The following is a 22,542-nucleotide window of genomic DNA, read 5'->3' as shown; positions in this document are numbered from 1 at the left end:
CGGCAAGGAAACGACCCTTGCCAGCGTCTCGCGCCTTGCCTGGCACGCTCACAGTTCCAACGCGATCCGTCATTAACCGTCATCACGACCTAGTAGGAGCACCCATACATGAGCTTCGGCGCCGATGAAGAAATCCTTCAGGATTTTCTGGTTGAGGCCGGCGAGATTCTAGAGCAACTGTCCGAACAACTGGTCGAGCTGGAAAGCCGGCCGGACGATGCGGATCTGCTCAACGCAATTTTTCGCGGTTTTCACACTGTAAAAGGGGGCGCCGGCTTCCTCCAGCTCAACGAGCTGGTGGAGTGCTGCCACATCGCCGAGAACGTGTTCGACATCCTGCGCAAGGGTGAGCGTCGCGTCGACGCGGAACTGATGGACGTGGTGCTCGAAGCGCTGGACGCGGTGAACGGCATGTTTGGCCAGGTGCGCGAGCGTACCGAGATCACCGCCGCCACTCCGGAACTGCTGGCGGCCCTGGCCCGCCTGGCCGAGCCTGCCGGAGCCGAGGAGGTCGCCGCGCCGGTGGCCGAGGTTGAGACAGTTGTTGAGCCGGTTGCCGAATCGGCCGAAAGCGAGTCCGGCGATATCACCGACAGCGAGTTCGAGCAGCTGCTCGATTCGCTCAATGCCGCCAAGGCCGAGGCCGAAGCCCCGGCCGCTGTTGCCCCTGCTGCACCCGCAGCCGGTGGCGAAGCAGCCAGCGACGAAATTACCGACGCCGAGTTCGAGTCGCTGCTCGACCAATTGCATGGCAAGGGCCAGTTCGCACCGGATGCGGTGGCACCTTCGGCCACGGCGCCCGCTGCGGAAAAAGCCGCGGCCAGCGACGAAATCACCGATGACGAATTCGAAGCACTGCTGGATCAGTTGCACGGCAAAGGCAACTTTGCGGTAGAGGCGCTGGATTCCGCAGTGGCCGCGGCGGTACCGCCGGCTGCACCGAGTGCGGCCGCCGCCGGTAGCGACCTGATCACCGACCAGGAATTCGAATCCCTGCTCGACGAGCTGCATGGCAAGGGCAAGTTCTCTGAAGTAGCGGCTGCCGCCGCGACCAAGGGGAGCGCAACGGCGGTCACGGCTTCGGCGCCTGCCGCTGTCGCCAAGCCGGCAGTGAAGAAAGCCGAAGCCAAGGTCGAAGCACCGAAACCGGCAGCCGCCGCTGCTCCGGCACCTGCTCGTGCTCCGGCAGCCGCCCCGGCGGAAAAGCCGGTCAGCGAAGCCGAAACCACGGTGCGGGTCGATACCGCGCGGCTGGACGAAATCATGAACATGGTCGGCGAGCTGGTGCTGGTGCGTAACCGCCTGGTGCGCCTGGGGCTCAACAGCGGCGACGAAGCCATGTCCAAGGCCGTGTCGAACCTCGACGTGGTCACGGCCGACTTGCAGACCGCGGTGATGAAGACCCGGATGCAGCCGATCAAGAAGGTCTTCGGGCGCTTCCCGCGCCTGGTTCGCGACCTGGCCCGCCAGCTCAAGAAAGAGATCAACCTGGAGCTGGTCGGCGAAGAGACCGACCTCGACAAGAACCTCGTCGAGGCCCTGGCCGACCCGCTGGTGCACTTGGTGCGCAACGCCGTCGACCACGGTATCGAGTCGCCGGAAGAGCGCGAGGAGGCGGGCAAGTCCCGTGGCGGCAAGGTGGTGCTGGCGGCCGAGCAGGAAGGCGACCACATCCTGCTGTCGATCTCCGATGACGGCAAAGGCATGGACCCGAACGTCCTGCGCGCCATTGCGGTCAAGCGTGGGGTGATGGACAAGGATGCCGCCGATCGCCTGAGCGACACCGAGTGCTACAACCTGATCTTCGCCCCGGGCTTCTCGACCAAGACCGAGATCTCCGATGTGTCCGGCCGCGGTGTGGGCATGGACGTGGTGAAGACCAAGATTTCCCAGCTCAACGGTTCGATCAACATCTACTCGACCAAGGGCCAGGGCTCGAAGATCGTCATCAAGGTGCCGCTGACCCTGGCGATCATGCCGACCCTGATGGTGATGCTGGGCAACCAGGCTTTCGCCTTCCCGCTGGTCAACGTCAACGAAATCTTCCACCTGGACCTGTCGCGCACCAACGTGGTCGACGGCCAGGAGGTGGTGATCGTTCGCGACAAGGCGCTGCCACTGTTCTACCTCAAGCGCTGGCTGGTCAGTTCCGCGGCTCACGAAGAGCAGCGCGAAGGCCACGTGGTGATCCTTTCGGTCGGCACCCAGCGGATCGGCTTCGTCGTCGATCAACTGGTCGGCCAGGAAGAAGTCGTCATCAAGCCATTGGGCAAGATGCTCCAGGGAACTCCGGGCATGTCTGGCGCCACCATCACCGGTGACGGCCGCATCGCCCTGATTCTCGATGTTCCGAGCATGCTCAAGCGTTACGCCGCACGGCGTATTTGAATACCGGAGGGGCGGGGCCATTTGCCTTGCCCCGCCTAACGGAGTGTTTATGGCAGTCAAGGTCCTGGTGGTGGATGATTCGGGTTTTTTCCGCCGCCGCGTCTCGGAAATTCTTTCAGCGGATATCAATATCCAGGTCGTCGGTACCGCGACCAACGGTAAAGAGGCGATCGATCAGGCTCTGGCGCTCAAGCCGGACGTGATCACCATGGACTACGAGATGCCGATGATGGATGGCATCACGGCGGTGCGGCACATCATGCAGCGCTGCCCGACGCCGGTATTGATGTTCTCCTCGCTGACCCATGAAGGCGCCCGGGTGACCCTGGATGCGCTGGATGCCGGTGCGGTGGATTTCCTGCCGAAGAACTTCGAAGACATCTCGCGCAATCCCGAGAAGGTCAAGCAACTGCTGTGCGAGAAGGTCCACAGCATCTCGCGCAGTAACCGTCGTTTCAGCAGCTACAGCGCGCCGGCGCCACAACCGGCGGCGGCACCTGCGCCTGCTCCATCGAGCTCCAGCAGTTTCAGCGGCACGGCCCCGGCGCGTCCGGCTCCGGCGCCGGTTCCTGCCCGCGCGGCAGCCACTGGCTCGTCGGCGGCCCCCAAGCGCAAGGCCTACAAGCTGGTGGCCATCGGTACTTCCACCGGTGGCCCGGTGGCCCTGCAGCGGGTGCTGACCCAGTTGCCGGCCAACTTCCCGGCGCCGATCGTGCTGATCCAGCACATGCCGGCGGCCTTCACCAAGGCGTTCGCCGAGCGCCTGGACAAGCTCTGCCGGATCAGTGTCAAGGAAGCCGAGGATGGCGACATCCTGCGTCCGGGCCTGGCGCTGCTGGCACCGGGTGGCAAGCAGATGATGGTCGACGGCCGTGGCGCGGTGAAAATCCTCCCTGGCGACGAGCGTCTGAACTACAAGCCGTGCGTGGACATCACCTTCGGTTCGGCGGCCAAGTCCTACGGTGACAAAGTTCTGGCGGTGGTGCTCACCGGCATGGGCGCCGACGGTCGCGAAGGCGCGCGCCTGCTCAAGCAGGGCGGCAGCGCGGTCTGGGCCCAGGATGAAGCGAGCTGCGTGATCTACGGGATGCCGATGGCGATCGTCAAGGCGGAGCTGGCGGATGCGGTGTACGGCCTGGACGACATCGGCAAGCACCTGGTCGAGGCCTGTCTCTGATGGATGTGCTAAGCCTCATCGGGATCATCATGGCGTTCGTCGCCATCATCGGTGGCAACTACCTGGAAGGCGGTCATCTGTCGGCCCTGGCCAATGGTCCGGCGGCGCTGATCGTGCTGGGCGGGACCATCGGTGCGGCGTTGCTGCAGTCGCCGCTGAGCGCCTTCAAGCGGGCCATGCAGATCCTTGGCTGGATCCTGTTCCCGCCGCGGGTCGACCTGCCTGGCGGCATCGATCGCGTCGTCAACTGGAGCCTGATCGCCCGCAAGGAAGGCCTGCTGGGCCTGGAAGGCGTGGCGGATGCCGAGCCCGACACCTACTCGCGCAAGGGCCTGCAACTGCTGGTGGACGGCGCCGAGCCGGAATCCATCCGCAGCATCCTGGAAGTGGATTTCTACACCCAGGAAAGCCGTGACATCGAAGCGGCCAAAGTCTTCGAAAGTATGGGCGGCTACGCGCCGACCATCGGCATCATCGGTGCGGTCATGGGCCTGATCCATGTCATGGGCAACCTGGCCGACCCGTCGCAGCTGGGCAGCGGTATCGCCGTGGCCTTCGTCGCGACCATCTACGGCGTGGCCAGCGCCAACCTGGTGTTGTTGCCGATCGCCGCCAAGCTCAAGTCCATAGCCTTGCGGCAGTCGCGTTATCGCGAAATGTTGCTTGAAGGAATCCTGTCGATTGCCGAAGGTGAAAACCCTCGTTCCATTGAGTTGAAGCTGCAAGGCTTCATGGATTGATGGGAGTAATGGACTATGTCCCGTCGTCGCCGGCATGAAGAACATGTCAACCATGAACGCTGGCTGGTGTCCTACGCGGACTTCATCACCTTGCTGTTCGCCTTTTTCGTGGTCATGTACTCGATCTCCTCGATCAACGAGGGCAAGTACAAGGTCATTTCCGAAGCGCTGATCGGTGTGTTCACCGACTCGGACCGCGCCCTCAAGCCGATTCCCATCGGTGAGGAGCGGCCCCAGACCGTGACCCCGGCCAAGCCGCTGGTCAAGGACAGCGAGCAGACCGATGCCGGTATCGCCGGCGCCAGCGACCCGCTGAAAAGCATCGCCGACGATATCAGCGCAGCCTTTGGCGACCTGATCAGCTCCAACCAGATGACCGTGCGCGGCAATGAGCTGTGGGTCGAGATCGAACTCAACTCCAGCCTGTTGTTCGGCAGCGGCGATGCCATGCCCAGCGACCTGGCGTTCAACATCATCGACAAGGTGGCGGCGATCCTCAAACCCTTCGACAACCCGATTCACGTCGAGGGTTTTACCGACAACCAGCCGATCCAGACTGCGCAGTACCCGACCAACTGGGAGCTGTCGTCGGCCCGTTCGGCGAGCATCGTGCGGATGCTGGCGATGCAGGGGGTCAATCCGCAGCGCCTGGCGTCGGTCGGCTACGGCGAGTTCCAGCCGGTAGCCAATAACGCGACGGCCGATGGCCGTGCCCGCAACCGTCGGGTGGTGCTGGTGGTGTCGCGCAATCTCGATGTACGCCGCAGCCTGACAGGCACCGGCACCGCCCATGCAACACCGGATGCGGCATTGAAGCGGGCTGGCACACAAACTGCACCTACGCCAGTCAAGACGCCGGGACGCGAGAGTGCCGTCAATTCTCCGTCACCGGCTTTATAACTGGGTGCTATTTCTCGGTCGGCCCGCGCCTGCCGGGAGGAACAATCTGAATGAGAGTCTGGGCAGTTGCCAATCAAAAGGGTGGCGTCGGTAAGACCACCAGTTCCATCGCTTTAGCCGGGTTGCTGGCCGAGGCGGGCAAGCGCGTGGTCGTGGTCGATCTCGACCCCCACGGCTCCATGACCAGCTATTTCGGCTATGACCCCGACAGCCTGGAACACAGTAACTACGACCTGTTCCTGCACAAGGGCAGCGTTCCCGAGGGCTTGCCCGGGCAGTTGCTGCTGTCGACCAGCGACGAACGTATTTCCCTGCTGCCATCGAGCACCGCGCTCGCCACCCTGGAGCGCCAGTCGCCGGGGCAGAGCGGCCTGGGCCTGGTGATCGCCAAGAGCCTGGCGCAGCTGTGGCAGGATTTCGACTATGCGGTGATCGACAGCCCGCCGTTGCTCGGCGTGCTGATGGTCAATGCCTTGGCGGCGAGCCAGCAACTGGTGATCCCGGTGCAGACCGAGCACCTGGCGGTCAAGGGCCTGGAGCGCATGGTCAATACCTTGGCGATGATTAACCGCTCGCGCAAACAGGCGCTGCCGTTCAGCATCGTGCCGACCCTGTTCGACCGCCGGACCCAGGCGTCCCTGGGCACCTTGCGGGTGTTGCGCGACAAGTTCCCGGATGAGATCTGGCAGGGCTACATCCCGGTCGACACACGCCTGCGCGATGCCAGCCGGGCCGGGCTGACGCCTTCGCAGTTCGACGGCAAGAGCCGTGGCGTACTGGCCTATCGCGCCTTGCTCAAGCACTTGCTGGCCCAGCAACTTGTCCCGCAGGTGGCCTGACGTGGCGGAGCATTCAAGTCTGCTGCCGGTCTGGCCGATAAACCCTACAGGTCACTGTGCTGGGTTTTATCCGTGGGCATCCTCATGAACCGTCCTGTCGACGTTACGTCCCGGCCGCAGCTGGCGCTGCAGTCCTACCTGGACGCGTTGCTGCAGGACGCCACCGAAGAAGAATTCGCGGTTCCCGAAGCACTGCCGCAGGTTCAGGCAGCGGTAGAAGCAGTAGCGGTGTCGAGCGAAGTCCTGGATGAGTTCCAGGCCGCGGTGCTCGAAGAACAGGCTCGCGATGCCCGGGTCCAGCGTACGCCGCCAGCCGCGGCTGTAGTCGCGCCGGTAGCGCCGGTCGAGGAATCCGTGGTCGTCCCCATGCTGGAGGCGCCCGCGCCATTGCCGGCCACCTTGTCGACCGTTGCGCCCTTGCTGCAAGGCCTGGTCGAGCCGGTGGTCGAGGTGCATCGGCCACCCAGCAGCACACCACCCCCGGTGGCGGGTGACGACCGGCCGAGCTGGGCGGCGGAACCCTTCGAGTGCCTGCTGTTCGATGTCGCCGGGTTGACCCTGGCGGTGCCGCTGGTCTGCCTGGGGTCGATTTACTCTCTGGCGGGGCATGAACTGACGCCGTTGTTCGGCCAGCCGGAATGGTTCCTCGGGATCCTGCCGAGCCAGGCCGGCAACCTGAAGGTGCTGGATACCGCGCGCTGGGTGATGCCCGACCGCTACCGCGACGACTTCCGCCAGGGCCTGCAATACGTGATCTCGGTCCAGGGCTACGAGTGGGGGCTGGCGGTGCATCAGGTCAGCCGCTCGTTGCGCCTGGACCCGAACGAAATCAAATGGCGCAGCCACCGTGGCCAGCGGCCATGGCTGGCGGGTACGGTCATCGAGCACATGTGCGCGCTGCTGGACGTTTCCGAGCTGGCCGAGCTGATCGCCAGCGGCGGGGCGAAACACATGGCTATCAGCAAACCGGCGCCGAAGCCGATATAGACCAACAACAGGCTGCGCCGACGGTGCAGCCACACAGAACACACACCGTTTCCAACGGTTTTTTGAGGGGTCAGGGGTATGAATAAGTCGTCGTCTGCACAGAGTTCCGAAGATCCGATCCTGCAATGGGTAACCTTCAAGCTGGATAACGAGTCCTACGGCATCAACGTGATGCGCGTCCAGGAAGTCCTGCGCTACACCGAGATCGCGCCGGTGCCGGGTGCCCCGAGCTACGTGCTGGGCATCATCAACCTGCGCGGCAACGTGGTGACCGTGATCGACACCCGCCAGCGTTTCGGCCTGGTGCCGACCGAGGTCAACGACAACACCCGCATCGTGATCATCGAAGCCGACAAGCAAGTGGTCGGGATCATGGTCGACAGCGTGGCGGAAGTGGTTTACCTGCGTCAGTCGGAAGTCGAGACCGCACCGAACGTCGGTAACGAAGAGTCGGCCAAGTTCATCCAGGGCGTGTGCAACAAGAACGGCGAGCTGCTGATTCTGGTTGAGCTGGACAAGATGATGAGCGAAGAAGAGTGGTCGGAACTGGAGAGTATCTGATTGATTCTCGAGGTTGCGGTTATTGTCCTGTTCCTCTTTTGGGCAGGCACGCTGGCGATGTTCCTGGCCTACATCCGCGCTCAGCGGCAGATCGCCGCCCAGCAGGCCCATGGCGATGCGCTGCGCGATCAGCGCATCAAGGACCTGGCCAAGCGCGTCGACGATTACCAGAACGGTACGGTGCGCATGGGCGAGGACCTGCATGAGCTGCGCGCGGTGGTCGGCCCGTTGCCGGACAAGCTGGCCCAGCTGGAACAGCGCGATCCGTCGAGCCTGTCCTTCGCCCAGGCCGCGCGCCTGGTGGGCATGGGCGCCAGCGTCGACGAACTCACTCAGTCCTGCGGCTTGACCCAGGCCGAGGCCGAGTTGATGAGCAAGTTGCACAAAGGGTAAGAGCAAGCTTCAAGCTGCAAGTTATAAGCTGCAAGCTTGAAGCTTGCAGCTCCCACCCCTTCAGTAATCATCCCCGCTTTGCGTCACATCCTTCTCCAGCGCCGCTTCCTGCGGCTCATGCCCGGCCGGGAACTTGCCCTTGAGGTTCCAGGCGAAGGCGATGATTTCGGCGATGGTCCGATACAACTCCTCGGGAATGCTGTCGCCCAGTTCCATGCGCGCCAGCAGTTTCACCAGTTCGGCGTTCTCATAGATCGGCACTTCATAGTCGCGGGCGATTTTCAGGATGGCTTCGGCCAGTTCGTCGTCGCCCTTGGCGGTCAGCGTGGGGGCGTGCTGGCCGTCGTACTTGAGGGCGATGGCCTGGCGTGGCGGGTTGGGATTATTCATGCGGTTTCATCGACCCAGCGTTGTTCCAGTCGGGTTTTCGGGCCTTGCGGCGGCGTGCCGAGGTGACAGTCCAGGTCGCCGACATCCAGGCCGGACGCCAGCAGCCGTTCACGCAGGCTGCCCAGATGGCTTTCGATCAGGCTCGCGGTAAACGGTCGCTCGGCCCAGAGCTGGCTGGACAGGCGGCCCTTGAGCAATTGCGCCTGCACCTGCAGCGGGCCCAGGGGTTCGAGGTCGAACGCCAGTTCGACGCGCCACAGCTGCTGCTTCGGTTCGCGTTCCTGGCGTTTTTCCTCGGGCGGTTTTTCCGCCGGGTCTTCGCGCTGGAACTTGACCTGCAAGGGCACGACGTCCTGCATCGTGCGCATCGGGATTTCCAGTTGCCAGGTGGTCAGCAGCCGGCCGTCATCGGTCAGGCCGCTCTGTTCCAGGCTCGCCAGCTGATGGCTCTGCAAGCGCGAAACAGCGGCCGCGGCCAGGCGCAGCAGATGTTCCAGGTCGCCTTCCTCTTCGAGGCTTTGCAGCAGCCGCGAGGGCAGGGGGAAACCGCCCGGCTGGGGCCTGGCGCTGACCTGGCCGAGGGTGCCCAGGGCGCTGCGGACAAAGCTCGGCAGCACCTGGGCCAGGGTGTTGGCGGCAATGATCGCGTTGAAACTGGTGCTGCTCGGCAGGCCCGGCGTCATCTGGGCGATCAGCCGTAGCAGGTTGCCTTTCAGGTCGCTGGCCAGTGCCGGATTGTCACCGGCCAGCAGCCGCGATTCGAGGAAGGCGCCGCTGTTGCCCAGGGCCTGGGCCAGCGCCTTGGGGTTGCTCAGTTGCTGCAGGTCGGGCAGGCCGGCGAGCAGCTTGTCCACCGCGGCACGCAGCTCGCTGGAGGTACTGTCGGACGGCGGCAGATTCTGCAAGGCATTGATCAGGCCGGTCAGCGAGGCCTGGCGGCTTTGCTGGGTGGCCAGTTGCTGGGCGATCGCCAGTTGCTCCTGGCGCCCGCTCAGCTGAACGAAGTTCAAGCTCTGTGAGCCCTGCACCAGGGCGCTCAGCAGGCTGCCGATGCGCAAGGGCTGCGGGCTGTCGATGCTCAGGGTGCTGCCGCTCAGGGCGGTGTTGAGCAGACTCACCAGCGAGCGGTAGACCGCCGGTTGTCCGGCTGCCTGGGGTTGCAGCTGGGTGGTCAGCACCTTGCCTTGCAGCAGGGTGCCCACTGGAAGCTGCGCGGTGTCGATACGGGTCAGGGTGGCGACGCTGGCGGCAATCGCCTGCTGCACGGTGATGGCCAGGTTGCCGGCCGACGGCTGGGTCACCGCCAGGCTGGTGCCCAGGGGCAGCGGCTGGCTGCTGGTGGCCTGGACGGTGGTCTGCCGGCCGCTGTCGAGGGTCAGCTTGAGCAACAGCTGGAACGTCTGGTCCGCCTGCTTGAGCGACAGCACTTCGGCCTTGGCCGATTGGCCGGCGGCGATCAGGCCTTCCAGCGGCTGCAGCAATTTGAGCAGCTCACCGCTGATCGGCAGCGCGCGCACGGTTCCCGGCGTCAGCTGTGGCAGCGGAGGAAGGGTGATTTCGCCTGTCATCTGGACACAACCTGTGGAGAAATAAGCCCTCTTGAGAGTAGGGCATCGCATGTATAATGCCGCCCGTCTTCGGGGGGCGTGGCGAAAACATCGCAAAAGTTTGACGCAGCTCTCTGGAACAGGCCGCCGATGCGTTTATTCTGCATCTCTTTAACGGCTGCTCCACTGCCGACTTGAACCGTAAAGGCCCGCGATCATTTGACCAGTCCTCTTCTAGAAGCCGTAGCGCTTGCCTGTGAGCGCGACCTGCGGCTGCTCTTCGAAAAGCTCGAACTGCGTCTGGCCAGCGGCGACATGTTGCAGATCAGCGGCCCCAACGGCAGCGGCAAGACCAGCCTGTTGCGCCTGCTGGCAGGGCTGATGCAGCCGACCAGTGGCCAGGTGCTGCTCAATGGCCAGCCGCTCAACGCCCAGCGCGCGGAGCTGGCGCGCAACCTGCTGTGGATCGGCCATGCGGCCGGGATCAAGGACTTGCTGACCCCCGAGGAAAACCTCAGCTGGCTCTGCGCCCTGCATCAGCCCGCCGGGCGCGAGGCGATCTGGCAGGCCCTGGCGGCGGTCGGCCTGCGCGGCTTCGAGGATGTGCCCTGTCACACCCTGTCCGCCGGCCAGCAGCGCCGGGTGGCGCTGGCCCGGTTGTACCTGGACAGCCCGCCGCTGTGGGTCCTCGACGAACCCTTCACCGCCCTGGACAAGCAGGGCGTGGCGCAACTGGAAGAACACCTGGCCGGCCATTGCGAACGTGGCGGCATGGTGATCCTCACCACCCACCACACACTGAGCCGCATGCCGGCCGGCTATCGCGACATCGATCTGGGGCATTGGGCCGTATGAGTGTTTTCGGACTGCTGGTTGCCCGCGAATCCCGGCTGCTGTTCCGCCGTCCCGCCGAACTGGCCAACCCGCTGGTATTTTTCGCGATTGTCGTCTCACTGTTCCCATTGGCGGTGGGACCTGAGACACAATTGTTGCAAACCTTGTCTCCAGGGCTAGTCTGGGTAGCGGCCTTATTATCGGTTTTGCTCTCGCTGGACGGGCTTTTTCGCAGTGATTTCGAGGACGGATCCTTGGAACAGTGGGTCCTTTCGTCGCACCCCCTGCCTCTTCTGGTTCTGGCCAAGGTACTGGCACACTGGGCCTTTTCCGGCCTGGCACTGGTATTGCTTGCGCCCCTGTTGGCATTGATGCTCGGTCTGCCCACAGCCTGTCTGCCGGTGCTGTTGCTGTCCCTGTTGCTGGGCACTCCGGTGCTCAGCCTGCTGGGAGCGGTGGGCGCGGCGTTGACGGTAGGACTCAAGCGTGGCGGCCTGTTGCTGGCGCTGCTGATCCTGCCCCTGTACATCCCGGTATTGATTCTCGGCAGCGGCGCCTTGCAGGCGGCCTTGCAGGGCATGCCGGCGACCGGTTATCTGCTGTGGCTTGGTAGCCTGACCGCCCTGGCAGTAACCCTGACACCTTTTGCAATAGCAGCTGGCCTGAAGATCAGCGTCGGCGAATAATGAGGTCTGATCAAATTTTGATCAGTAAAGACCCTGGCCGTACGTGACAACGCGCGGCACCCGTGATGGAAACAGTATGAACTGGACCTGGTTTCATAAGCTCGGCTCGCCCAAGTGGTTTTACGGCATCAGCAGCAGGCTGTTGCCCTGGTTGAGCATCGCAGCGTTGCTGCTGATCACCGTCGGCGTCATTTGGGGCCTGGCCTTCGCGCCGCCGGACTATCAGCAAGGCAACAGCTTTCGCATCATCTACATCCACGTTCCCGCCGCCATGCTGGCCCAGTCGATCTACGTGATGCTGGCGGTGTGCGGGGTGGTGGGCCTGGTGTGGAAGATGAAACTGGCCGACGTCGCCCTGCAATGCGCGGCGCCCATCGGTGCCTGGATGACCGCCGTGGCGCTGGTCACCGGGGCCATCTGGGGCAAGCCGACCTGGGGCTCGTGGTGGGTCTGGGACGCACGCCTGACCTCCATGCTGATCCTGCTGTTCCTGTATTTCGGCCTGATCGCCCTGGGCAACGCCATCAGCAATCGCGACAGCGCCGCCAAGGCCTGCGCGGTGCTGGCCATCGTCGGGGTGATCAACATCCCGATCATCAAATACTCGGTGGAGTGGTGGAACACCCTGCACCAGGGCGCGACCTTCACCCTCACCGAAAAACCGGCGATGCCCGTCGAGATGTGGCTGCCGCTGTTGCTGACGGTGCTGGGCTTCTATTGTTTCTTCGGCGCCGTGCTGTTGCTGCGCATGCGCCTTGAAGTGCTCAAGCGCGAAGCCCGCGCCAGCTGGGTCAGGGCCGAAGTGCAGAACAGCCTGGAGGCCGCATCATGAGTTTCGCTTCCTTCGCCGACTTTCTCGCCATGGGCCATCACGGCCTGTATGTCTGGTCAGCCTACGGCATCTGCCTGGTGGTGCTGGTCCTCAACGTGGCGGTGCCGTTGCTGGCCCGCAAGCGTTACCTGCAACAAGAGGCGCGTCGTCTGCGCCGGGAGAACAATCAGTGAATCCGCTGCGTAAAAAGCGTCTGTTGATCATCCTCGGCGTGCTGGGCGGCGTGGGCGTTGCCGTCGGCCTGGCGCTGAGCGCCCTGCAACAGAACATCAACCTGTTCTATACCCCGACCCAGATCGCCAACGGCGAAGCCCCCCATGACACACGGATCCGCGCCGGCGGCATGGTGCAGATGGGCTCGCTGCAACGCTCGGCGGATTCGCTGGACGTGCGTTTCGTGGTCACCGACTTCAACAAGGCCGTGACCATCACCTACCGCGGCATCCTCCCGGACCTGTTCCGCGAAGGGCAGGGCATCGTCGCCCTGGGCAAGCTCAATGCCGACGGCGTGGTGGTGGCCGACGAAGTGCTGGCCAAGCACGACGAGAAGTACATGCCGCCGGAAGTGACCAAGGCCCTGAAAGACAGTGGGCAAATGGCGCCGGCTCCGGCCAAGGAGGGCTGACCGATGACATCCGCAATCTTCATTCCCGAGCTCGGCCATCTGGCGATGATCCTGGCCCTGTGTTTTGCCCTGGTCCAGGCCGTGGTGCCGCTGCTCGGCGCCTGGCGCGGCGACCGCCTGTGGATGGGCCTGGCGCAGCCCGCGGCCTGGGGCCAGTTCGCCTTCCTGACCTTCGCCTTCGGCTGCCTGACCTACGCCTTCATGGTCGATGATTTCTCGGTGGCCTATGTCGCCAGCAACTCCAACAGCGCCTTGCCCTGGTACTACAAGTTCAGCGCGGTGTGGGGCGCCCACGAGGGCTCGTTGCTGCTCTGGGCACTGATCCTCGGTGGCTGGACCTTCGCCGTGTCGGTGTTCTCCCGGCAGTTGCCGCAAGTGATGCTGGCGCGGGTGCTGGCGGTGATGGGCATGATCAGTACCGGCTTCCTGCTGTTCCTGATCGTCACTTCCAACCCCTTCGCGCGGATCCTGCCGCAGGTGCCCGGCGATGGCCGCGACCTCAACCCGCTGCTGCAGGACATCGGCCTGATCGTGCACCCGCCGATGCTCTACATGGGCTATGTCGGTTTCTCCGTGGCCTTCGCCTTCGCCATCGCCGCGCTGCTCGGCGGTCGCCTGGACGCGGCCTGGGCGCGCTGGTCGCGGCCCTGGACCATAGTCGCCTGGGCATTCCTCGGCATCGGTATCACCCTCGGCTCCTGGTGGGCCTACTACGAACTCGGCTGGGGCGGCTGGTGGTTCTGGGACCCGGTGGAAAACGCCTCCTTCATGCCGTGGCTGGTGGGCACCGCATTGATCCACTCGCTGGCGGTCACCGAAAAGCGTGGTGTGTTCAAGAGCTGGACCGTGTTGCTGGCCATCGCTGCGTTCTCCCTGAGCCTGCTGGGAACCTTCCTGGTGCGTTCCGGGGTGCTGACCTCGGTCCACGCCTTTGCCTCGGACCCCGAGCGCGGCGTGTTCATCCTGATCTTCCTGCTGTTCGTGGTCGGCGGTTCGCTGACCCTGTTCGCCTTGCGCGCGCCGGTGGTCAAGAGCCAGGTCGGTTTCAACCTGTGGTCGCGGGAAACCCTGCTGCTGGGCAACAACCTGGTGCTGGTGGTGGCGGCCTCGATGATCCTGCTGGGCACCCTGTACCCGCTGGTGCTGGACGCCCTGACCGGGGCCAAGCTGTCGGTCGGCCCGCCGTACTTCAACGCGCTGTTTATCCCGCTGATGGCGCTGCTGATGGTGGTGATGGCGATCGGCGTGGTGGTGCGCTGGAAAGACACCCCGGTCAAATGGCTGGTGAGCATGCTGACTCCGGTGCTGCTGGGCAGCGCCGCGCTGGCGGTGGTGGCCGGTATCGCCTATGGCGACTTCAACTGGGCGGTGCTGGCGACCTTCATGCTGGCGGCCTGGGTATTGCTCGCCGGGGTCCGCGACATCTTCGACAAGACCCGCCACAAAGGCCTGATCAAGGGCCTGCCGGGCCTGACCCGCAGTTACTGGGGCATGCAGCTGGCGCACCTGGGCATCGCGGTCTGCGCCCTGGGCGTGGTGCTGTCGAGCCAGAACAGCGCCGAGCGCGACCTGCGCCTGGAGCCGGGCGAGTCCATGGACCTGGCCGGTTATCACTTCATCTTCGAGGGCGCCAAGCATTTCGAAGGCCCCAACTTCACCTCCGACAAGGGCACGGTGCGGGTGGTCCGCGACGGCAAGGAAATCGCCGTTCTGCACCCGGAAAAACGTCTCTACACGGTGCAGAACTCGGTGATGACCGAGGCCGGGATCGACGCCGGTTTCACCCGTGACCTCTACGTCGCCCTCGGCGAACCGCTGGGCGAGGGCGCCTGGGCCGTTCGGGTGCACGTCAAGCCATTCGTGCGCTGGATCTGGTTCGGCGGCCTGCTCACCGGTTTCGGTGGCCTGCTGGCGGCCCTCGACCGGCGTTATCGGGTCAAGGTGAAGACCCGGGTGCGCGAAGCCCTGGGCATGACAGGAGCCACTGCATGAGACGCTGGATAATGTTGTTGCCGCTGGCGCTGTTCCTGCTGGTGGCGGTGTTCCTGTACCGCGGGTTGTACCTGGACCCGGCCGAGCTGCCGTCGGCGATGATCGACAAGCCGTTCCCGGAGTTCTCCCTGCCGTCGGTGCAGGGCGACAAGACCCTGACCCGCGCCGACCTGCTGGGCAAGCCGGCGCTGGTCAACGTCTGGGGCACCTGGTGCATTTCCTGCCGGGTCGAGCACCCGGTGCTGAACAAGTTGGCGCAGCAGGGCGTGAACATCTATGGCGTCAACTACAAGGACGTCAACGCCGACGCCCTGAAGTGGCTGGCCGAGTTCCACAACCCTTACCAGCTGGATATCCGCGACGAGGAGGGCACCCTGGGCCTGAACCTCGGGGTGTACGGCGCGCCGGAAACCTTCTTCATCGACGCCAAGGGCATCATCCGCGACAAATACGTCGGGGTGATCGACGAAACGGTGTGGCGCGAGAAACTGGCTGCCAAGTACCAGGCCCTGGCCGATGAGGCCAAGCCATGAAGCGCTGGCTGGCCGCGGCCGTCCTGGGCCTGAGCATCGCCGGTGTGGCCCACGCGGCGATCGATACCTACGAGTTCGCCAACGATGCCGAGCGCGAGCGCTTTCGCGAACTGACCAAAGAGCTGCGTTGCCCCAAGTGCCAGAACCAGGACATCGCCGACTCCAATGCGCCGATCGCCGCGGACTTGCGCAAGGAGATCTTCCGCATGCTCGGCGAAGGCAAGGACAACCAGCAGATCATCGACTTCATGGTCGACCGCTATGGCGACTTCGTGCGCTACAAGCCGGCCCTGACCGGCAAGACCGCCTTGCTTTGGTTCGGCCCCGCCGGCCTGCTGCTGGGGGGCGTGGTGATCATCGCCGTGATCGTCCGGCGTCGGCGCGTAGAGCGCAGCGACAGCCCGAGCACACTTTCCGCCGAGGAGCGTCAGCGCCTCGACCAACTGTTGGATAAAGACCGCGAATGATTGATTTCTGGCTCGCCGCAGGCCTGCTGCTCCTGGTAGCCCTGAGTTTTCTGCTGATCCCGGTTCTACGCGGCCGTCGCGCCCAGCGTGAAGAGGATCGTACCGCGCTGAACGTGGCGCTTTATCAAGAGCGCGTGGCCGAGCTGCAAGGCCAGCAGGCCGAAGGCGTGCTCAGCGCCGAGCAGATGGACAGCGGCCGGGCCGAAGCCGCGCGCGAACTGCTGGCCGACACCGAGGGCGCCGAACCGGCCCGGGTGTCTGGCCTGGGCAAGCCGCTGCCGTTGCTGGCGGCGCTGCTGGTGCCGCTGTTGGGTCTGGGTCTGTATCTGCATTTCGGCGCCAGCGACAAAGTCGAGCTGACCCGTGAGTTCGCCCAGGCCCCGCAATCCATGGAAGAGATGACCCGCCGCCTCGAGCGCGCGGTCGCCGCCCAGCCGGATTCCGCCGAGGGCCTGTACTTCCTCGGTCGTACCTACATGGCCCAGGACCGCCCGGCGGACGCGGCGAAGATCTTCGAGCGTACCGTGGCCCTGGCCGGGCGCCAGCCGGAACTGCTCGGCCAGTGGGCGCAGGCGCAGTACTTCGCCGACGGCAAACAATGGTCGGACAAGGTTCAGGCCCTGACCGACGAAGCGCTGAAGGCCGACCCGAAGGAAGTCACCAGCCTCGGCCTGCTGGGGATCGCCGCCTTCGAAGGCGAGCGTTATCAAGAGGCCATCGACTACTGGAACCGCCTGCTGGCGCAACTGCCGGCGGACGACAACTCGCGCGCCGCGCTGCAGGGCGGTATCGACCGGGCGACCGAGAAGCTGCTGGCCAGCGGCGGTAAAGTGGCCCAGGCGCCCGCGCCCAAGGCCGCCGCGCTGCTCAAGGTGCGGGTCGACCTGGCCGCCGATCTGAAAGCCAAGGTGCAGCCGGGCGACAGCGTGTTCATCTTTGCCCGCGCCACTTCCGGGCCGCCGGCGCCGCTGGCGGCCAAGCGCCTGACCGTGGCCGACCTGCCGGTGACGGTGGAGCTGGGGGATGCCGACGCGATGATGCCGCAGTTGAAACTGTCGAACTTCCCGGAAGTCCAACTGGTTGCACGCATTTCCCGCGCCGGCCAACCGACGGCCGGCGAGTGGGTCGGTCGCAGCAAGCCCCTGGCCAGCAGCACCACCGCGCCGCAACAACTGACCATCGACAGCCCGGATAAATAAGAGAAGCCGCCATGACCGCCATTGCCCGCATCACCCTGTTAACACTGGTCCTGGGGTTGAGCGCCTGTGCGGTCCAGGAGCCGATGCCGCCCGAGACCCTGCCACCGATTCCGCCCGCGCAGCCCAGCACCAAGCCGACGCAGCCCAGCACCCCGAGCAAACCCGCCACGCCGATCAAGCCGGCCAAGCCGCTGCCGCGCACTTCCGCGAGCTTCGCGCCGCCGCCGGGTGGCAATAGCCACTGGGATCCGCGCCTGGGCGTCTATGTGCTGGATAACCAGACCAACACTTTCTACCGCCAGCGCACCTACTACCGCTGGAACAACGGCTGGAGCCGTTCCATCAGCCCCGACGGGCCATGGGAAGAGACCGATATCCACGGCGTGCCGTCGGGGCTGGGGCGCCAGTTCCAGTAAGCGGCTTGCGGTAAGCCGCGACCACTGAGCGGACCGCGGGCGGGTCCGGTTCAAGCAGCCGGTTGGATGGCCGATACCCCGGGGTGTTCCTGAGTATCGCCATCCGAGCGCCCGATGAAGAAAAGCCTGAACAAACCCTATTTCGCGCCCATGGCCTTCTGGCTCTGTGTTGTCGCTGTCCTGCTCGCCCTGCATGGCTTCGCCGATGTCGAAGTGCCGCAGTTGATCTACTTCTCCCTGGCGCCGGTGTATCTGCTGGTGCTGTTCATCTTCCTCTACTACTTCTTCTGCTGGAGCTTCATCTCGGTCTTTCCCCTGGGCGAGGTCGGCTGGAAGCGCGTGGACTACGGCTGGCTGCTGCTGGCTTCGCTGGCGCTGATCAGCGAGACCCAGAACGTCAGGACCGAATGGTTCCAGAGCGACTATCGACTGGCCGAGTCCAATGAAGCCGCGACCCAGAGGCGCCTCAAGGCCGAGATCGACGATCTGTTGGGGCCGGATCATTGTCGTGCCGCCGCGACTGTCCATAGTGCCGCCGATGCCGCGCAGGTGAACGCGCTCTGTCAGCGTTTTGCTGCCCTAGAGAGAACGGCGCAGGGACAGCTGACGGCGCTCTCGGTGGGGACGGTGGTCCAGGCGCTGGATGAGCTTCGCGCCCGGTATTCGGCGCCGCCCGTCCTGGCCTGGCTCGGCCGGCTGGATGAAACCCTGGGCGACCAGCGCAAGGCCCGGGGCGAGGTGTCCAGGCTGTACCAACTGACCCGCGCCACCAACGCCGAGACCGTCTATCGCTACTTCGTTCCGGTATTGCTGGTAATTGCCCTGGCCCTGCGCGCCTCGAAGGTCACCGGCGAGGTGCTGCTCAAGGCTCCGCGCAAGCGCAAGGTGTGGATGATCATCAACCGGCGCATGGTGATCGACGGCCTGGGTTTTGTCCGCGGCGCCCGCAGCCGCTTCGACGAAGCGCTGCACAACTGGCGCGTGGCGAAGTGGGACGTGGTGCACCTGGCCTGTCCGTTCCTGCCCGAGGTCAGCGCCCAGGACACCCGGGTCGCGGTGGCGCCGGGGTTCTATGAAAACGAGTTCCAGCTGGCGTCTGTCAGCACCTTCGAGCAGTGCGGCTTCGTCGAGTGGGCGGCCAGGCAGTCGATCGAGACCCTGTACCTGGTGGGCGAGACCGATCTGGCGCTGATCGAGCGGGTGCGCCAGTGGGGCGAGGCGGCCAAGGTCGAAGTGCTGGTGCGCGAGCGGATCTGAATCCGCGCGCACCCCGGCTCAGCCTTGGGCAGCGTCTGGCCCGGGGCTGGCCAGTTGCTGCTGGACAAACTCGACGAAGGCCCGGGCCTTGGCGCTGGTCAGCCGTCCGGTGGGAAACACCGCCCATAGCTCCTGGCGGGGCAGCGTCCAGTCCGGCATGGCCTCGCGCACCGCGCCGCTGGCCAGCTCGGGAGCGAACATCCATTGCGAGGCCAGGGTCAGCCCCTGGTGGGCCAGCACCGATTCGCGCAGCCCCTCCGCGGCACTCACGCGAATCCGCCCGCGGACCGTCACCGACTGCTGTTCGTCACCCCGTTCGAAGCGCCAGTGGGCACCGCCGCCGAGGCTGTAGATGATCGCCTGGTGCTGGCCCAGGTCGGCGGGGCAGGCGGGTTCGCCGTGGCGGGCGAAGTAGTCGGGGGTGGCCAGCACCACGCGCCGGCATTCGCCGATCCGCCGCGCGGTCAGCCCGGAGTCGCTCAAGGGCCCCATGCGCAGGGCGACGTCGATGCCGGCTTCCACCAGATTGATATTGCGGTCATCCAGCACCACGTCGATGTCGAGGTCGGGATGGCGATCGAGAAAGGCCCCCAGGCGCGGCACGATATGCAGGCGGGCGAAGGTCACCGCGGCGCAGATCCGCAGCGTGCCGCTGAGCCCCGAACCGGCCCCACGCGCCGCGAGATCGGCTTCGTCGGCCTCTTCGAGGGCCCGCCTGGCGCGCTCGAAAAATGCCATGCCGGCCTCAGTGGGCGTCAGGCCGCGGGTCGAGCGCAGCAACAGCCGTACCGCCAGCCGCGCCTCCAGCTGGGCGATGGTTTTCGACACGGCCGGCTGGCCGATATCCAGAAGCCGGGCGGCGGCGGAAAAAGACCCGCTTTCCACCACATGAACGAAGGTTTGCATGGCTGCCAGCCGGTCCATCGAGACTCCTTGTGTTTGAACGATCGAGCATGGCCCCCCGGTTTGCGATCCGAGAGGATCAGGATGCACTCAGGCCGTGACGGGCAGGGCCTTCTGCGAGGTGCTCAGGAAACGCAGCAGGGCCAGCAGCGGCAAGGCGCTGCCGACACCGACTATGCCCAGCCAGCCGGCGTGTTCGTACACCGCGCTGGCAATCGACGAGCCGACGGCGCCGCCGATGAAGATGCTGGTCATGTACAGCGCGTTGAGGCGGCCGCGGCTATGGGCATCCAGCGCGTAGACCGCGCGCTGGCCAAGGACCATGTTCATCTGCACGCAGAAATCCAGGACCACGCCGGTCACCGCCAGGCCGATGACGCTGTAGGCCGGGTGGATAAAGGCCGGCAGAAAGCTCAGGGCGGCGAACAGCATGGCCAGCAACGAGGCGACGCGGGTGTGGCCGGCATCCGCCAGGCGCCCGCTGATGGGTGCGGCAATGGCCCCGATGGCCCCGACCAGGGCGAACAGGGCGATCTGGCTTTGCGACAGGCCGTGGTTGCGCGCCAGCTCTAGCGGCACCGCGGTCCAGAACAGGCTGAAGGTGGCGAACATGCAGGCCTGGTAAAACGCTCGCTGGCGCAGTACCGGTTGCTGGCGCAGCAGGGTGCCCAGCGAACCCAGCAGCTGGCCGTAGGTGGCGCTGTGGGCGGGCTGGCGCTTGGGCACGGTCAGCAGCAGGACCACACTGATGGCGGCCATCAGCACCGCGGCGGCAATGAACATCGCGCGCCAGCCGAACAGGTCGGCCACCACGCTGGACACCGGACGCGCCAGCAGGATGCCCAGCAGCAGGCCGCCCATGATGCCGCCGACCACCCGGCCACGGGATTCCTCCGGCGTCAGGTGCGCGGCCAGGGGAATCAGGATCTGCACCGACACCGAGCTGAAGCCGATCAGCAGCGAGACCAGCAGAAAGGCATTGGGCTGCTCGGTGAACGCGGCGCCCAGCAGGCTGGCGATGGCCACCAGGCTGGTGAGGATCATCAGCCGGCGGTTTTCCAGCAGGTCGCCCAGGGGCACCAGGAAGAACAGGCCCAGGGCGTAGCCGATCTGGGTCAGGGACACGATCAGGCTGGCCATGGTGCTGCTCAGGCCGATGTCCGGGGCGATCAGCTCGATGATCGGCTGGGCGTAGTAGATGTTGGCGACTATGGCGCCGCAGCAGAAGGCGAACAGCAGCACCATGCCGCGGGTCATGGTCGTGGTGGCGGCAGGCAGCCGCTGGGTCGTGGCAGTCATGGCGATTCTCGTTGCAGCGAAAGGGATGCGGGCGAGGCTAAGGGGCTGGCCCGTGACGCGGTAGAAGCTGACGAGCGATAGCATTCATGCCGTGCAGGAATAAATGCCTGGCGAGACCGGCGCAGAGCGGCAGACGACCGGTCTCGCGTTGCGATGATACATTTACTTACATTCAGTTCCATAGCTCGCTCATTGTCCCGCGGACGCTGGAGTGCTTTCGTTTCGACGTCTGTACCACCTTTCATCACAGGAAGTCCGTCCCATGAATCTGTGTCTTCGCCGCCTGCTCGGCGGCGCTCAAGCGATCACCCTCGGTGCACTGCTGCTGGCCGGCCCGGCCCAGGCCCAGGACGCGCCGGGCATGCGCATCGGCGTGCGCGGGGAAATCACCAGCATCGCCGGCGACGCGGTGCGGGTCCACGTCAACAGCGGCGAGAACGTCACCATCAACCTCACGCCGCAGACCCAGGTCCGCGCCGTGACCCTGGCCAACATCGAGGACATCAAGCCCGGCAGCTACATAGGTTCGGCCGCCGTGCCGCAGGCCGATGGCAGCCTCAAGGCGCTGGAGGTCCATGTGTTCCCGCCGCAGATGGCCGGCACCGGCGACGGTCATCGGCCCTTCGACCTGGTCACGGGCAGCAGCATGACCAATGGCAGCGTCGGCGACCTGGTGGTGAGCAACGGCCGGACCCTGACCGTCAACTACAAGGGCGGCCAGCAGACGATCCTGGTGCCGGACGATGTGCCCATCGTCAACCTGGTGCCGGGCGACCGCAGCCTGCTCAAGGTCGGGGTCAAGGTGGTGATGTTCGTGTCCCAGAGCGCGGACGGCACACTCACCGCGCAGTCGATCTCCGCCGGCAAGGATGGGGTGACGCCGCCGATGTAGCTGGCAGGCTGTTACGTTGCCGGGTGTTTCAACGGCCTGGTTTCGGATGGCCTTGGGCAGGGGCTTGGTTTAGGGTTTGCGGTCGTCTATCGCAGCGGAGTTCCCATGCACAAGTCAGTCTTCAATCCGCCCAGTGTCTTCAATTCCCTGCAGTACGGTTTCAGCCAGGCGGTGGAGGTACGCGGTGGGCGGCGCCTGCTGCTGTCCGGCCAGGTGGCTGTCGATGAGCGCGAGGTCTGCGTCGGCCCGGGGCTGCGCGAGCAGACCGAGCAGAGCTTCGACAATATCGCCCGGGTCCTGGCGGCGGCGGGCGGCGATCTGAGCCACGTGGTCATGCTGCGGATCTACATCGCCGAAGCGGCCCGCGAGCAGCAGGAGCAGATCAGCCAGGTGCTGCTGCAGCGTTTCCCCCAGCAGCCGCCAGCGTCTTCATGGATCATCGTCAGTGGCCTGTCCTTGCCCGAGTGGCTGATCGAGATCGAGGCCGAGGCGATGTTGCCGGAGCTGCAGCAGGCGGGGAAGGCAGTGTTGTTCGAAGCTGCCGCCGGGCTTTAGATCCCAGGCGACCCGAGCGTTAATACCAGTCAGTCAAGCGAAGGTGATTCTCTGTAGGAGCGAAGCTTGCTCGCGATGGTCGTTAACGATAGCGCGCACTTACTGGGTAAACGCAGTGCTCTCAAGTCCA

At 65.0% G+C, this 22,542-nt stretch carries 25 protein-coding genes; 21 read left to right on the top strand and 4 right to left on the bottom strand.

The window, feature by feature from the left end:
- The first annotated feature begins 108 nt into the window (after positions 1-108).
- The 8 genes from PVZ78_RS01390 to PVZ78_RS01355 all read left to right on the top strand — a co-directional run bounded on the left by PVZ78_RS01390 (position 109) and on the right by PVZ78_RS01355 (position 7,985).
- Positions 109-2,388 carry a chemotaxis protein CheA gene (locus tag PVZ78_RS01390; protein WP_103331180.1) on the top strand — a complete coding sequence of 760 codons (2,280 nt, stop codon included), beginning with the start codon at positions 109-111 and terminating at the stop codon, positions 2,386-2,388.
- A 49-nt stretch (positions 2,389-2,437) separates the two neighbouring features.
- Complete coding sequence (locus tag PVZ78_RS01385; RefSeq protein ID WP_053268494.1) at positions 2,438-3,565, top strand: protein-glutamate methylesterase/protein-glutamine glutaminase; 1,128 nt, start codon at positions 2,438-2,440, stop codon at positions 3,563-3,565.
- Positions 3,565-4,305 (top strand): flagellar motor protein, encoded by a 741-nt coding sequence (locus tag PVZ78_RS01380; protein ID WP_273828134.1) that lies wholly within the window; start codon positions 3,565-3,567, stop codon positions 4,303-4,305. Before PVZ78_RS01385 ends, PVZ78_RS01380 begins: the two co-directional genes overlap by 1 nt.
- Positions 4,306-4,320: 15 nt before the next feature.
- A complete protein-coding gene (gene motD, locus PVZ78_RS01375; RefSeq protein ID WP_009047719.1) occupies positions 4,321-5,205 on the top strand; it encodes a flagellar motor protein MotD in 885 nt (294 codons plus the stop codon).
- 50 nt (positions 5,206-5,255) lie between these two features.
- Complete coding sequence (locus tag PVZ78_RS01370) at positions 5,256-6,044, top strand: ParA family protein (RefSeq protein ID WP_007922498.1); 789 nt, start codon at positions 5,256-5,258, stop codon at positions 6,042-6,044.
- An 84-nt stretch (positions 6,045-6,128) separates the two neighbouring features.
- Positions 6,129-7,031: a CheW domain-containing protein gene (locus PVZ78_RS01365; RefSeq protein ID WP_273828133.1), complete on the top strand. Its 903-nt coding sequence runs from the start codon at positions 6,129-6,131 to the stop codon at positions 7,029-7,031.
- A gap of 78 nt (positions 7,032-7,109) precedes the next feature.
- The gene (locus tag PVZ78_RS01360) at positions 7,110-7,592 is read left to right on the top strand and encodes a chemotaxis protein CheW (protein ID WP_007922496.1); all 483 of its coding nucleotides are present in this window, start codon (positions 7,110-7,112) and stop codon (positions 7,590-7,592) included.
- On the top strand, positions 7,593-7,985 hold the full coding sequence (locus PVZ78_RS01355) for a DUF2802 domain-containing protein (protein ID WP_016702241.1): 393 nt from the start codon (positions 7,593-7,595) through the stop codon (positions 7,983-7,985).
- 60 nt (positions 7,986-8,045) lie between these two features.
- On the opposite strand, the gene PVZ78_RS01350 is transcribed toward PVZ78_RS01355, so the two are convergent.
- Entirely contained in the window at positions 8,046-8,375 is a 330-nt protein-coding gene (locus PVZ78_RS01350) for an EscU/YscU/HrcU family type III secretion system export apparatus switch protein (RefSeq protein WP_016702240.1), read from the bottom strand.
- Positions 8,372-9,943 (bottom strand): flagellar hook-length control protein FliK, encoded by a 1,572-nt coding sequence (gene fliK / locus PVZ78_RS01345; protein ID WP_038631028.1) that lies wholly within the window; start codon positions 9,941-9,943, stop codon positions 8,372-8,374. The genes PVZ78_RS01350 and fliK overlap by 4 nt, the downstream gene beginning before the upstream one ends.
- Positions 9,944-10,141: 198 nt before the next feature.
- Here fliK and ccmA point away from each other — a divergent pair, with 198 nt between their 5' ends.
- The 11 genes from ccmA to PVZ78_RS01290 all read left to right on the top strand — a co-directional run bounded on the left by ccmA (position 10,142) and on the right by PVZ78_RS01290 (position 18,763).
- Entirely contained in the window at positions 10,142-10,777 is a 636-nt protein-coding gene (ccmA, locus tag PVZ78_RS01340; RefSeq protein WP_016702238.1) for a cytochrome c biogenesis heme-transporting ATPase CcmA, read from the top strand.
- A complete protein-coding gene (gene ccmB / locus PVZ78_RS01335) occupies positions 10,774-11,442 on the top strand; it encodes a heme exporter protein CcmB (RefSeq protein WP_009047725.1) in 669 nt (222 codons plus the stop codon). Before ccmA ends, ccmB begins: the two co-directional genes overlap by 4 nt.
- Positions 11,443-11,518: 76 nt before the next feature.
- Positions 11,519-12,274 (top strand): heme ABC transporter permease, encoded by a 756-nt coding sequence (locus PVZ78_RS01330; protein WP_009047726.1) that lies wholly within the window; start codon positions 11,519-11,521, stop codon positions 12,272-12,274.
- Positions 12,271-12,447, top strand: coding sequence for a heme exporter protein CcmD (ccmD, locus tag PVZ78_RS01325; RefSeq protein WP_009047727.1), 177 nt, complete (start codon positions 12,271-12,273; stop codon positions 12,445-12,447). Before PVZ78_RS01330 ends, ccmD begins: the two co-directional genes overlap by 4 nt.
- Entirely contained in the window at positions 12,444-12,899 is a 456-nt protein-coding gene (ccmE, locus tag PVZ78_RS01320) for a cytochrome c maturation protein CcmE (RefSeq protein ID WP_009047728.1), read from the top strand. Before ccmD ends, ccmE begins: the two co-directional genes overlap by 4 nt.
- Positions 12,900-12,902: 3 nt before the next feature.
- Complete coding sequence (locus PVZ78_RS01315; RefSeq protein ID WP_009047729.1) at positions 12,903-14,891, top strand: heme lyase CcmF/NrfE family subunit; 1,989 nt, start codon at positions 12,903-12,905, stop codon at positions 14,889-14,891.
- Positions 14,888-15,424, top strand: a complete 537-nt coding sequence (locus tag PVZ78_RS01310) for a DsbE family thiol:disulfide interchange protein (protein WP_009047730.1) — start codon at positions 14,888-14,890, stop codon at positions 15,422-15,424. Before PVZ78_RS01315 ends, PVZ78_RS01310 begins: the two co-directional genes overlap by 4 nt.
- Entirely contained in the window at positions 15,421-15,891 is a 471-nt protein-coding gene (locus PVZ78_RS01305; RefSeq protein WP_009047731.1) for a cytochrome c-type biogenesis protein, read from the top strand. The genes PVZ78_RS01310 and PVZ78_RS01305 overlap by 4 nt, the downstream gene beginning before the upstream one ends.
- Complete coding sequence (ccmI, locus tag PVZ78_RS01300) at positions 15,888-17,090, top strand: c-type cytochrome biogenesis protein CcmI (RefSeq protein ID WP_016702236.1); 1,203 nt, start codon at positions 15,888-15,890, stop codon at positions 17,088-17,090. Before PVZ78_RS01305 ends, ccmI begins: the two co-directional genes overlap by 4 nt.
- An 11-nt stretch (positions 17,091-17,101) precedes the next feature.
- Positions 17,102-17,506 (top strand): hypothetical protein, encoded by a 405-nt coding sequence (locus PVZ78_RS01295; RefSeq protein WP_009047733.1) that lies wholly within the window; start codon positions 17,102-17,104, stop codon positions 17,504-17,506.
- A gap of 114 nt (positions 17,507-17,620) precedes the next feature.
- The gene (locus tag PVZ78_RS01290) at positions 17,621-18,763 is read left to right on the top strand and encodes a hypothetical protein (protein WP_038631032.1); all 1,143 of its coding nucleotides are present in this window, start codon (positions 17,621-17,623) and stop codon (positions 18,761-18,763) included.
- An 18-nt stretch (positions 18,764-18,781) separates the two neighbouring features.
- Here the strand turns inward: PVZ78_RS01290 and PVZ78_RS01285 are convergent, their stop codons facing one another.
- Both PVZ78_RS01285 and PVZ78_RS01280 read right to left on the bottom strand, forming a co-directional pair.
- Complete coding sequence (locus PVZ78_RS01285) at positions 18,782-19,687, bottom strand: LysR family transcriptional regulator (protein ID WP_101282000.1); 906 nt, start codon at positions 19,685-19,687, stop codon at positions 18,782-18,784.
- A 69-nt stretch (positions 19,688-19,756) separates the two neighbouring features.
- Positions 19,757-20,965, bottom strand: a complete 1,209-nt coding sequence (locus PVZ78_RS01280; RefSeq protein ID WP_009047736.1) for an MFS transporter — start codon at positions 20,963-20,965, stop codon at positions 19,757-19,759.
- A gap of 262 nt (positions 20,966-21,227) precedes the next feature.
- Here PVZ78_RS01280 and PVZ78_RS01275 point away from each other — a divergent pair, with 262 nt between their 5' ends.
- Positions 21,228-21,857 carry a DUF5666 domain-containing protein gene (locus PVZ78_RS01275; protein WP_273828132.1) on the top strand — a complete coding sequence of 210 codons (630 nt, stop codon included), beginning with the start codon at positions 21,228-21,230 and terminating at the stop codon, positions 21,855-21,857.
- 105 nt (positions 21,858-21,962) lie between these two features.
- Positions 21,963-22,412 (top strand): RidA family protein, encoded by a 450-nt coding sequence (locus PVZ78_RS01270; RefSeq protein WP_041987153.1) that lies wholly within the window; start codon positions 21,963-21,965, stop codon positions 22,410-22,412.
- Positions 22,413-22,542 lie beyond the last annotated feature (130 nt).

Source organism: Pseudomonas sp. SBT1-2, assembly GCF_028640875.1.
Lineage (GTDB): Bacteria > Pseudomonadota > Gammaproteobacteria > Pseudomonadales > Pseudomonadaceae > Aquipseudomonas > Aquipseudomonas chlororaphis_I.
Note: the sequence above shows the minus strand (reverse complement) of the source record. Positions and strands in the feature narration are given on the sequence as shown.